This is a genomic window from Buttiauxella sp. S19-1 (assembly GCF_022134725.1).
GTDB lineage: Bacteria > Pseudomonadota > Gammaproteobacteria > Enterobacterales > Enterobacteriaceae > Buttiauxella > Buttiauxella ferragutiae.
The window spans coordinates 1-16,237 of sequence record NZ_JAHWLU010000111.1; the positions used below are offsets into that span (position 1 = coordinate 1).

The window sequence follows — 16,237 nt, forward strand, 5'->3', positions numbered from 1 at the left end:
ACCAACAAGGCGTGATTGCAAATATCGACCGGGACTTGCTTCTCGTCCTCAATCACCTCTTCCAGCGTCTGCTCTTCCAGCGTTTCGGTTTTGGCGAGATAACGCTCAAGGATGGCAAACAAAATTGGATTGAGCATAATCGACAAAATCGCCCCGGCCAGCACCAGATTTTGCCCGGTCTGCGGCAACAGATTCAGCGCCATTCCTAGCCCAGCCAGGATAAAGGCAAACTCACCAATCTGCGCAAGGCTTGTTGCAATGGTTAATGCGGTGCGTTGCGAGTGGCCGAACAGGCGCACCAGGAAGAAGGCCGCCAGGGATTTACCAAACACGATGATGGCGACAGTACCCAGCACCGCAAGCGGTTCCTGAATCAGAATCATTGGGTCGAATAACATGCCGACCGAAACAAAAAACAGCACCGCGAATGCGTCGCGTAGCGGCAGGGTGTCGTGTGCCGCGCGATGGCTCAGCTCAGATTCGTTGAGCACCATCCCGGCAAAGAACGCACCGAGTGCAAACGACACATCAAACAGCTCAACCGCGCCAAAAGCGATACCCAGCGCCAGCGCGAGAACCGCCAGCGTAAACAGCTCGCGTGAACCGGTCGCAGCACTACGTGCCAGAATCCACGGCACCAGACGGCGGCCAACAATCAGCATAATGGCGATAAACGCGACCACTTTGCCTATCGTCAAACCCATATCCAGTGACAACGAAGCCAGGCCTACGTCGCCTTTTTCCATCATTCCGGCAACTGCGGGCAGCAGAACCAGCGTTAACACCATCACCAGATCTTCAACAATCAACCAGCCAATCGCGATTTGCCCGCGCTGGCTGTCAATTAATTGCCGCTCTTCCAGCGCCCGTAACAGCACCACGGTACTGGCGGTGGAAAGACACAGGCCGAACACGATACCGGTCATCAATGACCAGCCCATCAGCGATGAAAGCGCCATACCCAGCAGCGTCGCCACACCAATCTGGGCGATAGCTCCGGGGATGGCGATGGCCTTTACCGCCATCAAATCCTTTAAAGAGAAATGCAAACCAACGCCAAACATCAGCAAGATAACGCCCAGTTCGGCCAGTTCCGGGGCCAGTTTAGTGTCTGCGACAAAACCTGGCGTAAAAGGGCCAGCTAATACCCCAGCTAACAAATAGCCCACCAGTGGCGATATTCGCAGTTTGTTGGCGAGCATACCGAGTAAAAAGGCCAGGACAAGGCCTCCGACAATGGTGGTGATAAGCGGGGTGGCATGATGCATTCAGTCTCCTTTCGTAACAAATAAGATCCAATACTCTACTTTTAGTTTATGACAATTTTTTAATCGGTGTGGGTGTTAAATAAGTGATTTTTTAAGAAAAGGCGCATTTAGACAAAAATGGGTGCAGGAAGGGGGTTTTACAAGGTTAATCTCTAAAAGACATTGAGGAATATGCGGGAAGTGCAGGGCCAGAGAAACTATCTGGCCCTTATAACTAAGACTTATGGCGATTGTCAGGCAGGAATATGGTCAATATGCCAAGAAGTGGCAGGAAAGCACATATTTTATAGACTAACTCGATACTTGTGTGGTCAGCCACTAAGCCCAATATCGCAGCGCCCAGCCCGCCCATGCCAAAGGCAAAACCGAAGAACAGCCCGGAAACCATACCGATACGTCCAGGCATAAGTTCTTGCGCGTAAACCAGAATAGCGGAAAATGCCGAGGCCAGAATAAAGCCGATAATTACTGTCAGTATGCCTGTCCAGTACAGCGAAACGTACGGCAGGAATAGCGTGAATGGCGCGACACCCAGAATCGAACCCCAGATGACATACTTACGGCCAATTTTATCGCCAACAGGCCCGCCAATCACAGTTCCGGCGGCTACCGCAAACAAGAAGGCGAACAGATGGAACTGGGCGTTTTGTACTGACAAACCAAATTTGTGCATCAGATAGAAGGTGTAATAGCTGCTGATACTTGCCATATAAAAGTACTTAGAGAAAATCAGCACCAGCAACACACTCACCGCCTGAATCACTTTTTTGCGTGGCAGTGGGTTTACTACGGGAGCCGCAGTCTTACCTTTCGCCATACGATGTTGCGCGGCATACCAGCGGCTAATTTGCAGCAAGACAATAATCGCCAACAGCGCAGCCAGTACAAACCAGCCGACGTTACCTTTACCATACGGAGCAATAATCAGCGCGGCCAACAACGGACCTAATGAACTACCGAAGTTGCCACCAACCTGGAACAGCGACTGCGCAAGACCATGGCGACCGCCGGATGCCATACGCGCCACACGGGAGGATTCCGGGTGGAATACTGAAGAACCGGTGCCCACCAGGCCTGCTGCCAGTAGTACCATCGGGAAGCTACCCGCCAGGGCCAGAATGACCAATCCGCAAAGTGTGAAGCACATGCCAATCGGCAATGACCATGGCATCGGGTATTTATCTGTGTAGTATCCTACCACCGGCTGAAGAAGCGATGAGGTGACCTGGAAGGTCAGCGTGATCATCCCTATCTGCACAAAACTCAGCGAGAACTCACTCTGTAGCAGCGGGTAGAGCGCCAGAATGAGCGACTGAATCATATCGTTGAGCAAATGAGAAAGGCTGATTGCTCCTAAAATTCCGAACGCGGTGCGAGCCTTCTTAGGCTCAGGCGGTGCGAGAGTTTGTTCCGAGATTGCCATAAGTACCTGTCATATATTGAGTGATTTATTATTATCCGGTTCACTGATGGAGCCGTAGGAAATCATTACTCAGCTAACATACCTGCAGGCGTGAGCTGAATAAAGTCACAATCATAAAAATGATTAATCTATGCTAAACCCAGGCTTACTAATTAAATATGGAGATTTGCGATGAAGTTCGTAGTGAAAGGGGTGACCACGGCACTGCTGATGGCAGTCAGTCTGACTAGTGCATCGGCACTGGCATGGGAAAAAGATAAAACCTACAACATCACCATTCTGCACACCAACGATCACCACGGTCATTTTTGGCGTAACGAACACGCCGAGTACGGCCTGGCTGCGCAAAAAACTCTGGTGGATAGTATTCGTAAAGAGGTGGCAGAGCAGGGAGGTAGTGTGCTGCTGCTGTCTGGTGGTGACATCAACACTGGTGTTCCCGAATCCGACTTGCAGGATGCGGAACCCGATTTCCGTGGCATGAACCTGATTGGCTACGATGCGATGGCTATCGGCAACCATGAATTCGACAACCCGCTCACGGTGTTACGCCAACAAGAAAAATGGGCGAAATTCCCGCTACTTTCGGCCAATATTTACCAGAAAAGTACCGGTGAGCGACTGTTTAAACCGTGGGCCATCTTTAAGCCTCAGGGTATTAAAATTGCGGTGATCGGTTTAACCACCGACGATACGGCGAAAATTGGTAACCCTGAATACTTCACCGATATCGAATTCCGCAAACCTGCTGATGAAGCAAAACTGGTGATTCAGGAGCTGCAAACCACTGAAAAACCAGATGTGCTGATCGCTGCAACCCATATGGGCCATTACGATAACGGCCAGCACGGTTCCAACGCGCCAGGCGATGTGGAAATGGCTCGCAGTTTGCCTGCCGGGGCGCTGACCATGATTGTTGGCGGCCACTCACAAAACCCAGTGTGTATGGCTGCGGAAAACAAAAAGCAGGTTGATTACGTACCGGGCACCCCGTGTGCGCCAGACAAACAAAACGGTATCTGGATTGTTCAGGCTCACGAGTGGGGCAAATACGTTGGCCGTGCCGATTTCGAGTTCCGCAACGGCGAGATGAAACTGGTGAATTACCAGTTAATCCCCATCAACCTGAAGAAAAAGATCACCTACGATAACGGTGAAAGCGAGCGCGTGCTCTATACGCCGCAAATCCCTGAAAACCAACAGATGCTCTCACTGTTGACGCCATTCCAGAATAAAGGCCAGGCGCAGCTTAATGTCAAAGTAGGTAGTGTGAACGGGCATCTGGAAGGCGATCGCAGCAAGGTTCGTTTTGTGCAAACTAACCTCGCACGTCTGTTACTGGCGGCACAAATGGCGCGTACCAGTGCCGACTTCGCCGTCATGAGCGGTGGTGGTATCCGTGATTCGATTGAAGCAGGTGACATCACTTATAAAGATGTGCTGAAAGTGCAGCCGTTTGGCAACACCGTGACCTATATCGATATGACGGGCAAAGATGTGGTTGAGTATCTGAGCGCGGTTGCGCAGAAGAAACCCGATTCCGGAGCCTATCCGCAGTTCTCGAATGTCAGCTTTGTGGCAACGGCCGCCGGTCTGCAAGATTTGAAAATCAAAGGTGAGCCAGTAGACCCTGCGAAAACATACCGCATGGCGACGCTGAACTTTAACGCTTCCGGTGGTGATAGTTATCCGGAAATCGACAAAAAACCGGGATTTGTGAATACCGGGTTTGTGGATGCGGAAGTGTTGAAACAGTACATCGAGCAAAATTCTCCGCTTGATGTGAATGCTTACGAGCCGAAGGGCGAGGTGAGCTGGCAGTAACTTTTCCCCCTCACCCTAACCCTCTCCCAAAGGAGAGGGGACTGTTCGGTATACCCATGTGGGAGAGGAAATTGTCCGGTATAGTTTTCTCCCTCTCCTGAGGGAGAGAGGACTGTTCGGGATGGTTTTCTCCCTCTCCTGGGGGAGAGGGCCGGGGTGAGGGCGCTATTTCAGCGGCAATAAAATATCAGTCTGCTGCGCATGCTCAGGGTGGTTTTTATCCAGCTCCAGATAGCGGAAATAGACCGGGAAATCGCGCAACTCCTCACCACTTTGTGGCAACCACTGGCGGTAAAGATAGTAAACGCTTTCGCTGATACGCTCGTACGCACCGACATGCCGAACTACCGCACAACGTCCACCAGGCAAGGTTTTGCAGATAACGCCTTGCGGGTTTTCTGGAACCTGGCCATTTGCTTCTTTACTCAGCTCCCCGCACACATCAAAGCGGAACTCATCGCCGGGTGTCGTGGCCGGGTCACTATACGGCACGCCGTAAGTCCCATGAGTGATGTAGTCTGAAAGCCCTGATGCTTTACGCCATTCAATAAACGTCGCAACGGTATTATTCGCCCGTAACGGGTCGCCAAGATGTTCCAGTACCGCGACTTTCATTGGCTCAACGGTGATGATTTTCACATCCATATTCTCTAGCCTCTGCTGATTTTCCCGTCCGGGAAATTGAAAATGTACCTGCCAGTCGACCCAAATGGGATCTTTGCGAAATTCGCTGGGCGTCAGGTCGAAGGTGTTTTTGAAGGCACGGGAAAATGATTCAGGATTCTCGAATCCGGCATCCAGGGCAATGTTTATCACCTTTTCCTGCGGATGGTTCACCAGCCGCAAAGACGCTCTTTTCAAGCGCATTAGCGTGATGTAGCGACTGATACTGATGCCACAAAATAGGCTGAACTGGCGATGAAAGTGAAAACGAGAAAAACAGGCAACTTCACTGAGTTGCTCAACCGTTAACGGGCTGTCCAGATGCTGTTCGACATAGGCAAAAACCTGTTCAAAACGCCGGGTATACAGATTGAGTCTATCGCTATTCATTGTTCCTCCCTCAAGACGCTTACTTTGCCTGCAGCACGTCGCTGCGTCCTGACTGAAATTGCTCTTTTGGGAGGATTGCGTGGGCATATTCGTCAATCGCGACGGGCAATCTCAGCGAAAGTCGCATTCAGCAGCTTCGCCAAATCACTGGCTGCCAGTTCAATATCCAGCCCGCGTTTACCGCCCGAAACGTAAATAGATGGGAAAGTTTGTGCCGGAGCATCAATCACCGTCGGCAGGCGTTTTTTCTGCCCCAGAGGGCTAATGCCGCCCACCAAATAACCGGTAATGCGCTGTGCGACCAGCGGATCGGCCATATCAACTTTTTTAGCGCCTAACGCTTTCGCCACCTTCTTTAAATCCAGTTGTCCGGAAACGGGCGTCACGGCAACCGCTAATTGTTTCATGTCGCCGTTGATGGCGACCAACAGCGTTTTGTAGACTTGTTCGGCATTCAGGCCCAGTTTGCGCACCACTTCGTCACCAAAATTGGTTTCACCTGGATCGTGGTCGTAAGCATGTAATTGAAATGAAACGCGGTTTTTTTCGAGCAATTTTACGGCGGGAGTCATCTGTCCTTCTTAGCGCTTTTGCCTTAAAAGCGCACGTATTAGTAAGCAGCGTGATATGTTTTCCAAATATTATAATGTCACTGAATAGTGATGGCGTTAATCGTCACATTGAGCGACAATTCTCTATCTGGTCGTTAATTCGACCAGAATAACTACAACAATATACAAATTCCTCTTTGACGGGCCAATAGCGATATTGGCCGTTTTTTTATCTCCCCGTCATACTTCAAGTTGCCTCTTTGTTGGCTGCGTTCAGTCGCCCTAATCACTTACTAGAGTAAGCTCATAGGAACTCATTCTCTTGCCGCCGCAATGCAACTCGAATTATTTGGGGATATTTTTCAATAGCTCAGGTAAATTTCCCTTCCCGTACAAATGCAGTGCACCGACGGCAACCACATAGCGCCCGGCGGGCAATTGTTGCAGGAAATGCTGCCAGGCCAGATTACGTTGACCCATAAGTACATCGTATAACTCATCGCCAAAAGTGTTTGGCAATTGCACATTGCCACCTTGTGGCGGTGCTTCCAGCCACCAGCTGATCATCATTTGCAGCAGGCGAGCATTGGTATGCCAGTGCGTGAGCGTGTCGGTTAACAGCGGCATACCGCCATCGGGTAAACGGGTAAGAATATCAATTTGATGCTGTGCACCTTCCAGTTCAATAACCGGAACCGCCATGGTTTTTGCCGCTTCCAGTAACTGAAAATCAATCCCGTAATTGGCGCGTAAACCCAGGCGCTGTGCCTGGTGAGCCTGCAACACTAGCGCAATTTGCCACGCCGGTTGGTTATCTATTTGGCTCATCGGGATACCCATTTCCTGGGTTAATGACACCACTTGTGCCCAGTTTTCGGCAGACAAGCGCTGCTCCAGTGGCAGTTCATCGGCAATATCGGGGAAGGGAGAGCTATTCTCGGAAATGTCCGCCTCAACAATCAGTGCGTCAGCGTCCCTGAGTTTATTAAGCAGCTTGTCGGACAGCGGGGACATGTCGCATGTCCCCATATGAATACTGCCGACCAGGTGCAGATGGCGCTGGCCGGGCAGCACAATATCCAGAGCAGGCCAGGGATAGCGGGTGTTAGAAAGGTTTGAAAACAATGCGCTAATTCGCGATAGCAGACCCATTGGCAGATTCCCTGGCAAAAAAGTCATGCTACCGCTGCGATTGGCCCGGTGCAAATTTCACAACAGTAAACACTCGAGCCGTAGGTCGGAAAAGCGTAGCGTCATCCGACAGCTAGTCCTTCGGTTTAAAGCGCAACAAACGGTTGGCGTTGCTGACTACGGTAATCGATGACAGCGCCATTGCCGCACCGGCAACCACCGGGTTAAGCAACGTTCCGGTTAGCGGATACAAAATCCCTGCGGCAATTGGGATGCCCAACGTGTTGTAAATAAACGCCCCTACCAGGTTCTGCTTCATGTTACTCAGTGTGGCTTTGGAAATCGCCAGCGCGTCCGCCACTCCCACCAGGCTGTGGCGCATCAGCGTGATGGCGGCAGTTTCGATGGCGACATCACTGCCACCGCCCATCGCAATCCCGACTTCAGCCTGCGCTAAGGCTGGTGCATCGTTAATGCCATCACCCACCATAGCGACCTGGCGGCCCTGCTGTTGCAGATTTTTAATCGCTTCGGCTTTACCATCCGGCAGCACCCCGGCGATCACTTCATCAATTCCGGCTTCTTTGGCAATGGCGTTGGCGGTCGTTGGGTTATCGCCGGTCAACATCACCAGGCGGTAGCCGTTACGATGCAAACGTTGCAGGGCGCTGATGCTGTCAGCTCGCAGGGGATCGCGGATGGCAAATAATGCGACCAGTTTGCCGTCGACGGCCAGCAGCACCGGCGTTGCACCACGGCTGGCCTGCGCTTCAATTTCTGCCGCCATTGGGGCGGTATCTACTTTCTGCTCATCCATCAGCGCTTTGTTGCCGAGCAACAATTGTCTGCCCTCGGTTTCGCCACTGACGCCTAACCCACGCAAGGTGCGAAAGCCATTGACCTGTGGCAGTTCGGCACCGCTCACTTTATCGAGAATGGCACGTGCCAGCGGGTGGCTTGAACCTTGTTCCAGTGCGGCGGCAAATCGCGACGCGTCGGCTTCAGTGCTGCCGTTATACGTGACGACGGCAACGACCTGCGGTTTGCCCTCGGTCAGCGTGCCGGTTTTATCAAACACGATGGTATCGAGCGTACTGGCGCGTTGCAGCGCGTCGGCATCACGGACTAACACACCAAATTCAGCAGCACGACCGACACCGGAAATAATCGACATCGGCGTTGCCAGGCCCAGAGCACAAGGGCAGGCAATAATCAGCACGGTGGTAGCGATCACCAGCGTATAAACGATTTGCGGTGCCGGGCCGAAGAAGTACCAAATCGAGGCGCTAAACAGCGCAATCAGCACGACCACCGGAACAAATACCGCCGAGATTTTATCTGCCAGTTGGCCGATTTCCGGCTTACTGCTTTGTGCCTGGCGCACCATGCGAATAATGCGTGACAGCGTGGTGTGGTTACCCGTTGCTGTCGCGCGAAACAGTACGCTGCCATCCTGCACGACAGTCCCGGCATGAATCGGCTCGTCGGTCGATTTTTGCTGCGGCACCGGCTCACCTGTCAGCATTGCTTCATCAAACCAGGCCTCACCCTGGGTAATTTCCCCATCGACCGGTACACGGTCGCCAGTAGTCAGGCGCAAAATCATGCCCGCTGTAACTTCGGCCAGTGGGACACTTTTCTCACCTTCTTCGGTTACCACACGCGCCGTTGGCGGGGTTAAATCCAGCAGGCGTTCCAGTGCTTTAGAAGAACGCTGGCGGGCGCGTTGCTCCAGCATATGCCCGAGGTTTATCAGGCCGATAATCATCGCACTGGCTTCGTAGTAAAGGTGGCGCGCTTCCATTGGGAAGTGCTGCGGCCAGAGGTTGACGGTGATGGAATAAATCCATGCCGCACCAGTACCAAGTGCCACCAGCGTATCCATGGTGGCAGTTTTGTTGAGCAAACTGCGCCAGGCGCTGCGATAGAAATGCCCACCGGCAAACACCATCACGCCGAGGGTGACTATCCCGATAACCAGCCACAATGAGCGGTTGTCATCGGAGACCATCATGTTGTCGCCGATCATTCCCCACACCATCACCGGAATACCCACGGCCAGCGCCAGAATAGCCTGCCAGCGGAAGCGCTTCACGGCGGCGTTGGCGGTTTCTTGCTGGCGTTCGCGGCGTTTCGCATCGTCTTCGATAGCTTCAGCGCCATATCCGACGCCTTCAACGGCTTTGACTAAAGATTCGGCGGAGGCAGTGCCCATTATCAGGGCGCTGCGCTCGGCAAGATTTACCCGCGCCATGCTGACGCCGGGCACGTTTTGCAACGCACTTTGTACCCGGGTCACACAACTGGCGCAGCTCATGCCGTTAATCAACAACTGTTGGCTCTCGTCGTCATCAACGGTGGCTGTCGGAAGCGAAGGGGATGCCGCTGTCAGTGCTTCCGACGGGTTTGATGACTCTGCCAGCGGATCAGACTTTGGGTGGCTGGCTGCGCTCGCCTCGTATCCGGCTTGTTTCACCGTGTCGATTAACGCTTCAACGGAAGCTGTACCCGTTACGCTGGCGTGAGTTTGCGTCACTTCTGCCTGCTCAACATCCGGGCGGTTTTCCAGGCTCTCTTTAACGCGTTTGACACAATGGCCGCAGGTCAGGCCATCCAGGTTAAGATCGATAATATGAGACATCATAAGATTCCTGTATGATCGTGAGGTTAAATATTGACCGTCAGACTGACTTCGTTGACTTATGATAAAGGTTAAACCTTCCATCAAGGGGAAGGTCAAGGGGAAAATATGAACATCAGTGATGTAGCGAAAAAGACCGGTTTAACTAGCAAAGCGATTCGTTTTTACGAAGAAAAAGGGCTGGTGACCGCGCCGTTTCGTGCCGAAAATGGCTACCGGAGCTACACGCAAAAGCATCTTGATGAACTGACCTTATTGCGACAGGCTCGCCAGGTGGGCTTTAATCTTGAAGAGTGCCGTGAACTGGTCAATTTATTCAACGACCCGGCACGGCACAGTGCGGATGTGAAAACCAGAACACTGCAAAAAGTGGCTGATATTGAAAAACACATCAGCGAACTTCAGGCAATGCGCCAACAATTGCTGGCGCTGGCCGAATCCTGCCCTGGTGACGATAGCGCGGATTGCCCGATAATTGATAATCTTGCGGGGTGTTGCCATCGCCAGTAATCGTTTTAGTATTCGTGGTGGATGACGCTGACTGTACAACCGACGAATCCAACTTAAACCGCCTGAACCTTCAAGGTAATCCCTTCAACGGCTATCACGACGATCTCTGTACCGGCCACTAAATCGCTGTCGGCCATTACCGGCCATGAGCTATCCGCGACGCGCACATGACCGCGTCCGTTGACCAAATCAGTTTCCAGACGCAGATGCCGACCAATAAGTTGGTGACCACGCTGATTGAGCACTTCACCGGGTTCCTGCTGTTTACGCGTCGACAGCCAGCGCCACCACAAAAATGCGGCGACCATCGTTAAAACAGCAAAGCAAACGCCTTGCCATTCCCAGCCCAACGGCACGACCCAAACCAGCAAACCGGTTAATACCGCCGCCACGCCACACCACAGTAGATAACCGCTGGCACCGAGCATTTCAGCCGCCAACAGTAAACCGCCTAGCGTCAGCCAGAAGATGTGCGCGTGGGAAAACAGCAGGGCTATCATTTTTTACGCTCAGTACCGCTTTGCGCGATAAGTTCGCTGATCCCGGCAATCGAGCCCATCAGGCTGGTGGCATCCAGAGGCATTAGCACCACTTTGCTGTTATTGGCAGAACCAATCTGTTGCAGCGCATCGGTATATTTCTGGGCAACAAAGTAGTTAATTGCCTGAATATCGCCTTTGGCGATCGCTTCAGAGACCATTTGCGTGGCACGGGCTTCCGCTTCAGCACTACGCTCACGGGCTTCAGCTTGCAGGAATGCTGACTGGCGTTCACCTTCGGCTTTCAGGATTTTCGATTGCTTGTCACCCTCAGCTTTCACAATTTCAGCCTGACGGATCCCTTCGGCTTCCAGAATGTAGGCGCGTTTGGTTCGCTCGGCTTTCATCTGCGCATTCATCGCGTCAATCAGTTCAGCCGGTGGGCGCACGTCCCGAATCTCGATACGGGTGATTTTTATACCCCACGGATTGGTCGCTTCATCGACGATATGCAGCAGGCGAGTATTGATGTTGTCACGCTGCGACAGCATTTCGTCCAGCTCCATCGAACCCAACACAGTACGAATGTTTGTCATGGTGAGGTTCATGATCGCCAGCTCAAGATTGCTGACTTCATACGCTGCACGTGGGGCGTCAACGACCTGGATAAAACACACGGCGTCGATAGCGACGTTGGCGTTATCTTTAGAAATGATTTCCTGGGACGGGATGTCGAGCACTTGCTCCATCATATTGATTTTGCGGCCAACGCGGTCCATAAATGGCACCACAAGGCTTAAGCCCGGCATCAGAGTTTTGGTGTAACGGCCGAAGCGCTCCACGGTCCATTGGTAGCCTTGTGGCACGATTTTTACCCCGGCGCCGACGATGATCAGCGCGACGAGGATTAGTACAGGAATGACGATTAGCATCAAAAAAACCTCCATTGTTTATTTGATGTAAGTCTAACCCTTAACGCGGAAACATTCTGTGACTTCCTGCTATACCCGTCATCCTTCAAGCTGCAGGGGTGTTGGCTGCAACTCGAATGCTAACGGGTATAGCGAAGAGGGCATTTACTCAATAAGCACTTAATACAGCAGTGAATAAATCTGGCGGCGATACTTCGATGCCAACGCATCACCTGTCCCCAGGGCTGCGAGGATTTCCATCATCATTTTGCGCACCTGACCGTCTGCAGCCCCGAGATCTTTCTTCAGGTGGGTATACAGCAATTCCAGTGCTTCTTCATTCCGCCCAACCTGATGCAGTTGCAGCGCCAGTTGGCTGGCTAACAGCGCATTTTCAGGATCTTGCTCAACTTGTTGTTGTAGCAATTGAATCTCTGGGGTGTCAGCAGCTTGTTTGAGCAAATCAATCTGGGCAACGAGGCCTTGATAGCGGCTGTCCTGGTCCTGCAAAGGAACGGTTTTCAGCACCGCTTCAGCCTCTTCGCTGCGGTTCAGCGCAATCTGCACTTCCGCCAGCATCAGGCCGATTTCGCTGTTTTGGTTTGACAGTTGCCACGCATCTTTAAGCAACGGCAGCGCTTCAGCATGTTTGCCTTCCTGCATCAGTAACATGGCTTCTTGCGCTTTCAACTCTTCTTCGCGTGGCAGCACTTTTTCCAACAGAGCGCGAATCGCTTCTTCGGGCTGTGGCCCCTGGAAACCGTCTACCGGTTGGCCATTCTGGAACAGGTAAACGGTAGGAATGCTGCGTAAGCCAAATTGTGACGCGACCATTTGCTCGGCATCACAATCCACTTTGGCGAGAATAAACTGGCCCTGATACTGCGCGGCAAGCTTATCCAGAACCGGTGTTAACTGTTCGCAATGCTGGCTGCGCGCCGACCAGAAGTAGAACAGAATCGGTGTGGTCACGGATTGTTCCAGCGTCTGGTGTAGGTTCGCTTCGGTGATATCAATATTGTACGGTGCAGACATGGCTTAACTCTCTTTTAAATATTTAATATTTACATGGGGGTTGGCTGCAGGCGCTTCAACTAACCACGTAAAATTTTATCCAACATACGGCCTGGTAACAGGCGGCGTAACCACGTTAAAGCATGGGCGACCAGCGTCACCGGATAGCGTAATTTTGGGTTCGGGCTTGCAAAAGCATGGCGCACTTTTTCCACTACCGCTTCTGGGCCAAGCGTAAAGCGTGCGGCGATCCCCGGATTTTCTACCGGATGGTCGGCCTGAGTCTGGTTGACGTTTTGCGTGAACTGCGTGCGGATAGGACCAGGCTCAATCAAACTGACCTTGATGCCGCTGTGATGCAGCTCCATGCGCAGCGCATCCGACCATGCCTCCAGCGCGTATTTACTGGCGGCATACGCGCCACGGCCAGGTGTTGAAACCAGCCCCATTACCGAGCTGGTCATCACAATGCGCCCTTCGCGGTGCGGCAACATGGCGGGAAGCAACAACATTGTCAGTTGATGAGTGCCGAATAAATTGGTGGAAAACTGTTGCTCAAGCTGTTCGCGGGAAAGCGTTTGTAGCGGCCCATAGACACCAAACCCACCATTATTAAACAGCCCAAACAGGCGATTCCCCGTCAGTTTGATGACTTCTGCCGCCGCCGCTTGCACGCTTTCAGGCGAATCGAGATCGAGCAGGATACCGGTAAATCCGGCTTGATTCATGCGTTCAACATCTTCGCTCTTGCGGCAGGCCGCCAGAACGCGGTAACCCTGTTGTTTTAAATCTTGTGCGCAGGCCAGGCCAATACCGCTGGAACAACCTGTAATTAAAACTGATTTTTGCATAACTTTACCCGCGCGAAGCTCCGCTTGTTCATGAGTCGTGTTTTACTAAAGGAGCCAGACGGGAAGACATCCAGTCGGCGATAAACGGTTGAGCATCACTATTAGGATGGATACCGTCATCCTGCATCCATTGCGGTTTCAAATAAATCTCTTCCATAAAAAATGGCAGCAGAGGAATCGAAAACTCTTTGGCAAGTTGCGGATAAATAGCGCTAAACGCCTCATTATAACGACGGCCATAGTTTGCGGGCAGACGTATTTGCATCAGCAAGGGTTGTGCCTTTGCCGTTTTCACATCGGTGATTATCTGGCGCAGACTTTTTTCGATGGCTTGCGGCTGGAAACCACGCAGACCATCGTTGCCGCCAAGTTCAATTAATACCCAGCGAGGCTGATGCTGTTTCAGCAGCGCCGGTAGCCGTGCCAGCCCTTGTGGCGCGGTGTCGCCACTAATACTGGCGTTCACGACTTTGGTATTTTGCTGCTGCCATTTTGTATCCAGTAGCGCAGGCCAGGCCGCGGTTGCCGACATTCTGTAACCGGCGCTCAGGCTATCACCCAGAATCAACAACGTGTCCGCGTGTGCGGCGCGAATGGTCAAGAAAGCCAGAAACAGGAAGGGCAAATGCCAGCGGAAAACATTGTTGAAGTTCATCATCTTAGTAAGTCCGTAGGAACTGGGGAACATCAGCTCTCCATCCTTACCGGAGTTGAGCTGGTTGTCAAACCGGCGCAGACCATCGCGTTAATCGGTGAATCAGGCTCCGGGAAGTCTACACTACTGGCGATTCTGGCGGGGCTGGATGATGGTAGTGACGGGGAAGTTCACCTGTGCGGCCAGCCGTTACACTCAATGGATGAAGAAGCCCGAGCGGCACTGCGGGCGAAAAACGTCGGCTTTGTGTTCCAGTCATTCATGTTAGTGCCAACGCTAAACGCGCTGGAAAACGTCGAGCTTCCTGCTTTGTTACGCGGTGAAAACGATGCTTCAAGCCGTGCCCAGGCAAAAGCGTTGCTCGAACAACTTGGCCTGGGCAAACGCCTCGATCACCTTCCGGCTCAGCTTTCAGGTGGTGAACAGCAGCGCGTGGCGCTGGCTCGTGCATTTAATGGGCGCCCTGCCGTGCTGTTTGCCGATGAACCGACCGGCAATCTCGACCGCCACACAGGTGACCGCATTGCCGATTTACTCTTCTCGTTAAACCGTGATTTCGCCACTACGCTAATCCTCGTGACACACGATGAACAACTAGCTGCCCGCTGCGACCGCCGCTTGCGCCTGCGCGAAGGTCAATTGTGGGAGGAAGCATGATTGCCCGCTGGTTCTGGCGTGAATGGCGCTCGCCCTCGTTATTGATTGTCTGGCTGGCATTGAGCCTGGCGGTGGCGTGTGTGCTGGCGCTGGGCAATATCAGCGATCGCATGGAACAAGGGTTAAATCAGCAAAGCCGCGACTTTATGGCAGGCGACCGCGCCCTGAGAAGCGCCCGGGAGGTGCCGCAAGAATGGCTGGACCAGGCACAAAAAACGGGCCTGAAAGTCGGCAAGCAACTGACCTTCGCGACCATGACATTTGCGGGCGATACGCCACAACTGGCATCGGTAAAGGCGGTAGATAATGTCTACCCGATGTATGGTCAACTCGACACCAATCCGCCAGGGCTGAAACCTGAGCCTGGCAGCGTGTTGCTGGCACCGCGTTTAATGGCACTGCTCAATCTCAAAGTCGGGGATTCGCTGGATGTTGGCGACACCACTTTGCGTATTGCGGGCGAAGTGATTCAGGAGCCTGATTCTGGTTTTAATCCCTTCCAGATGGCACCACGTTTAATGATGAACCTGGCTGATGTGGAAAAAACCGGCGCGGTACAGCCGGGAAGCCGCATCACCTGGCGCTACAAATTTGGTGGCACACCGCAACAGCTCGATAAATTTGAAAACTACCTGCTACCGAAACTGAAGCCTGAACAACGCTGGTACGGCATGGAGCAAGATGACGGCGCGCTCGGCAAATCCCTCGAACGGTCACAGCAATTTTTGCTGCTTTCCGCACTGCTGACGCTGCTGTTGGCAGTGGCCGCCGTTGCTGTAGCGATGAACCATTACTGCCGCAGCCGCTACGATTTAGTGGCTATTCTGAAAACCCTTGGGGCAGGGCGCGCGGCACTACGTAAGTTGATTATCGGCCAGTGGCTGATGGTTTTAGCACTCGCTGCAATTACCGGTGGTGCGGCAGGACTGGTGTTTGAAGCCGTGTTAATGCGCCTGTTAAAACCGGTTTTGCCAGCGGCACTTCCACCTGCAAGTCTGTGGCCCTGGGTCTGGGCTATTGGTTCGATGGTGGTGATTTCGCTGTTGGTGGGTCTGCGCCCGTATCGTTTATTGCTGGCAACACAACCGTTGCGGGTGTTACGCCGTGATGCGGTGGCAAACGTCTGGCCGCTGAAAATCTACTTGCCGATTATCACTATCGTGGTGGTGGCGCTGTTGGCGTTACTGATGGGCGGAAGCACGTTGCTGTGGGCGGTGCTGGCGGGAACCGTGGTTCTGGCCGTGTTGTGCGGTATTGTTGGTTGGGGCG

The 16,237-nt window shown here is 52.8% G+C and carries 15 protein-coding genes; 4 read left to right on the forward strand and 11 right to left on the reverse strand.

Annotation, left to right across the window (positions count from 1 at the left end):
* Together ybaL and MES37_RS19545 are read right to left on the reverse strand one after the other, a co-directional pair.
* The coding region (ybaL, locus tag MES37_RS19540; protein ID WP_237932440.1) for a YbaL family putative K(+) efflux transporter at nt 1–1,268 on the reverse strand (1,268 nt) is incomplete at its 3' end.
* Between the two features lie 214 nt (nt 1,269–1,482).
* Nucleotides 1,483–2,691 carry an MFS transporter gene (locus MES37_RS19545; protein WP_064549035.1) on the reverse strand — a complete coding sequence of 403 codons (1,209 nt, stop codon included), beginning with the start codon at nt 2,689–2,691 and terminating at the stop codon, nt 1,483–1,485.
* A 171-nt stretch (nt 2,692–2,862) separates the two neighbouring features.
* Between MES37_RS19545 and ushA the strand changes: the two genes are divergently transcribed.
* The gene (gene ushA, locus MES37_RS19550) at nt 2,863–4,515 is read left to right on the forward strand and encodes a bifunctional UDP-sugar hydrolase/5'-nucleotidase UshA (protein WP_121814196.1); all 1,653 of its coding nucleotides are present in this window, start codon (nt 2,863–2,865) and stop codon (nt 4,513–4,515) included.
* A 165-nt stretch (nt 4,516–4,680) separates the two neighbouring features.
* Here ushA and MES37_RS19555 read toward each other — a convergent pair whose 3' ends face one another.
* From MES37_RS19555 to copA, 4 genes are all read right to left on the reverse strand, one after another.
* Nucleotides 4,681–5,568 (reverse strand): AraC family transcriptional regulator, encoded by an 888-nt coding sequence (locus tag MES37_RS19555; RefSeq protein WP_237932442.1) that lies wholly within the window; start codon nt 5,566–5,568, stop codon nt 4,681–4,683.
* Between the two features lie 92 nt (nt 5,569–5,660).
* Entirely contained in the window at nt 5,661–6,140 is a 480-nt protein-coding gene (gene ybaK, locus MES37_RS19560; RefSeq protein WP_064549003.1) for a Cys-tRNA(Pro)/Cys-tRNA(Cys) deacylase YbaK, read from the reverse strand.
* A gap of 324 nt (nt 6,141–6,464) precedes the next feature.
* A complete protein-coding gene (locus MES37_RS19565) occupies nt 6,465–7,271 on the reverse strand; it encodes a TraB/GumN family protein (RefSeq protein ID WP_121814194.1) in 807 nt (268 codons plus the stop codon).
* Between the two features lie 112 nt (nt 7,272–7,383).
* Nucleotides 7,384–9,891, reverse strand: coding sequence for a copper-exporting P-type ATPase CopA (gene copA / locus MES37_RS19570; protein ID WP_237932444.1), 2,508 nt, complete (start codon nt 9,889–9,891; stop codon nt 7,384–7,386).
* Between the two features lie 108 nt (nt 9,892–9,999).
* On the opposite strand from copA, the gene cueR reads away from it, so the two are divergent.
* The gene (cueR, locus tag MES37_RS19575; RefSeq protein WP_064548996.1) at nt 10,000–10,401 is read left to right on the forward strand and encodes a Cu(I)-responsive transcriptional regulator; all 402 of its coding nucleotides are present in this window, start codon (nt 10,000–10,002) and stop codon (nt 10,399–10,401) included.
* Nucleotides 10,402–10,454: 53 nt separating this feature from the next.
* Here the strand turns inward: cueR and MES37_RS19580 are convergent, their stop codons facing one another.
* From MES37_RS19580 to tesA, 5 genes are all read right to left on the reverse strand, one after another.
* Complete coding sequence (locus MES37_RS19580; RefSeq protein WP_133522355.1) at nt 10,455–10,901, reverse strand: NfeD family protein; 447 nt, start codon at nt 10,899–10,901, stop codon at nt 10,455–10,457.
* Nucleotides 10,898–11,812 (reverse strand): SPFH domain-containing protein, encoded by a 915-nt coding sequence (locus tag MES37_RS19585; RefSeq protein WP_064548991.1) that lies wholly within the window; start codon nt 11,810–11,812, stop codon nt 10,898–10,900. The genes MES37_RS19580 and MES37_RS19585 overlap by 4 nt, the downstream gene beginning before the upstream one ends.
* A gap of 159 nt (nt 11,813–11,971) precedes the next feature.
* Nucleotides 11,972–12,826 carry a co-chaperone YbbN gene (locus MES37_RS19590; protein ID WP_064548988.1) on the reverse strand — a complete coding sequence of 285 codons (855 nt, stop codon included), beginning with the start codon at nt 12,824–12,826 and terminating at the stop codon, nt 11,972–11,974.
* A gap of 59 nt (nt 12,827–12,885) precedes the next feature.
* Nucleotides 12,886–13,656, reverse strand: a complete 771-nt coding sequence (locus tag MES37_RS19595; protein ID WP_121814191.1) for an SDR family oxidoreductase — start codon at nt 13,654–13,656, stop codon at nt 12,886–12,888.
* A 28-nt stretch (nt 13,657–13,684) separates the two neighbouring features.
* Nucleotides 13,685–14,314: a multifunctional acyl-CoA thioesterase I/protease I/lysophospholipase L1 gene (gene tesA / locus MES37_RS19600; protein ID WP_064548984.1), complete on the reverse strand. Its 630-nt coding sequence runs from the start codon at nt 14,312–14,314 to the stop codon at nt 13,685–13,687.
* Between tesA and ybbA the strand changes: the two genes are divergently transcribed.
* Entirely contained in the window at nt 14,282–14,968 is a 687-nt protein-coding gene (gene ybbA, locus MES37_RS19605) for a putative ABC transporter ATP-binding protein YbbA (RefSeq protein ID WP_064548982.1), read from the forward strand. The genes tesA and ybbA overlap by 33 nt on opposite strands.
* A partial coding sequence (locus tag MES37_RS19610) for an ABC transporter permease (protein ID WP_337927101.1) occupies nt 14,965–16,237 on the forward strand: 1,273 nt, incomplete at its 3' end. The genes ybbA and MES37_RS19610, both read left to right, overlap by 4 nt.

Excerpts from the sequence above, each read along its gene's own strand:
- MES37_RS19545 (WP_064549035.1), bottom strand. The coding sequence starts at position 2,691 with ATGGCAATCTCGGAACAAACTCTCGCACCGCCTGAGCCTAAGAAGGCT.
- ushA (WP_121814196.1), top strand. The coding sequence starts at position 2,863 with ATGAAGTTCGTAGTGAAAGGGGTGACCACGGCACTGCTGATGGCAGTC.
- MES37_RS19555 (WP_237932442.1), bottom strand. The coding sequence starts at position 5,568 with ATGAATAGCGATAGACTCAATCTGTATACCCGGCGTTTTGAACAGGTT.
- ybaK (WP_064549003.1), bottom strand. The coding sequence starts at position 6,140 with ATGACTCCCGCCGTAAAATTGCTCGAAAAAAACCGCGTTTCATTTCAA.
- MES37_RS19565 (WP_121814194.1), bottom strand. The coding sequence starts at position 7,271 with ATGGGTCTGCTATCGCGAATTAGCGCATTGTTTTCAAACCTTTCTAAC.
- copA (WP_237932444.1), bottom strand. The coding sequence starts at position 9,891 with ATGTCTCATATTATCGATCTTAACCTGGATGGCCTGACCTGCGGCCAT.
- cueR (WP_064548996.1), top strand. The coding sequence starts at position 10,000 with ATGAACATCAGTGATGTAGCGAAAAAGACCGGTTTAACTAGCAAAGCG.
- MES37_RS19580 (WP_133522355.1), bottom strand. The coding sequence starts at position 10,901 with ATGATAGCCCTGCTGTTTTCCCACGCGCACATCTTCTGGCTGACGCTA.
- MES37_RS19585 (WP_064548991.1), bottom strand. The coding sequence starts at position 11,812 with ATGCTAATCGTCATTCCTGTACTAATCCTCGTCGCGCTGATCATCGTC.
- MES37_RS19590 (WP_064548988.1), bottom strand. The coding sequence starts at position 12,826 with ATGTCTGCACCGTACAATATTGATATCACCGAAGCGAACCTACACCAG.
- MES37_RS19595 (WP_121814191.1), bottom strand. The coding sequence starts at position 13,656 with ATGCAAAAATCAGTTTTAATTACAGGTTGTTCCAGCGGTATTGGCCTG.
- ybbA (WP_064548982.1), top strand. The coding sequence starts at position 14,282 with ATGCCAGCGGAAAACATTGTTGAAGTTCATCATCTTAGTAAGTCCGTA.
- tesA (WP_064548984.1), bottom strand. The coding sequence starts at position 14,314 with ATGATGAACTTCAACAATGTTTTCCGCTGGCATTTGCCCTTCCTGTTT.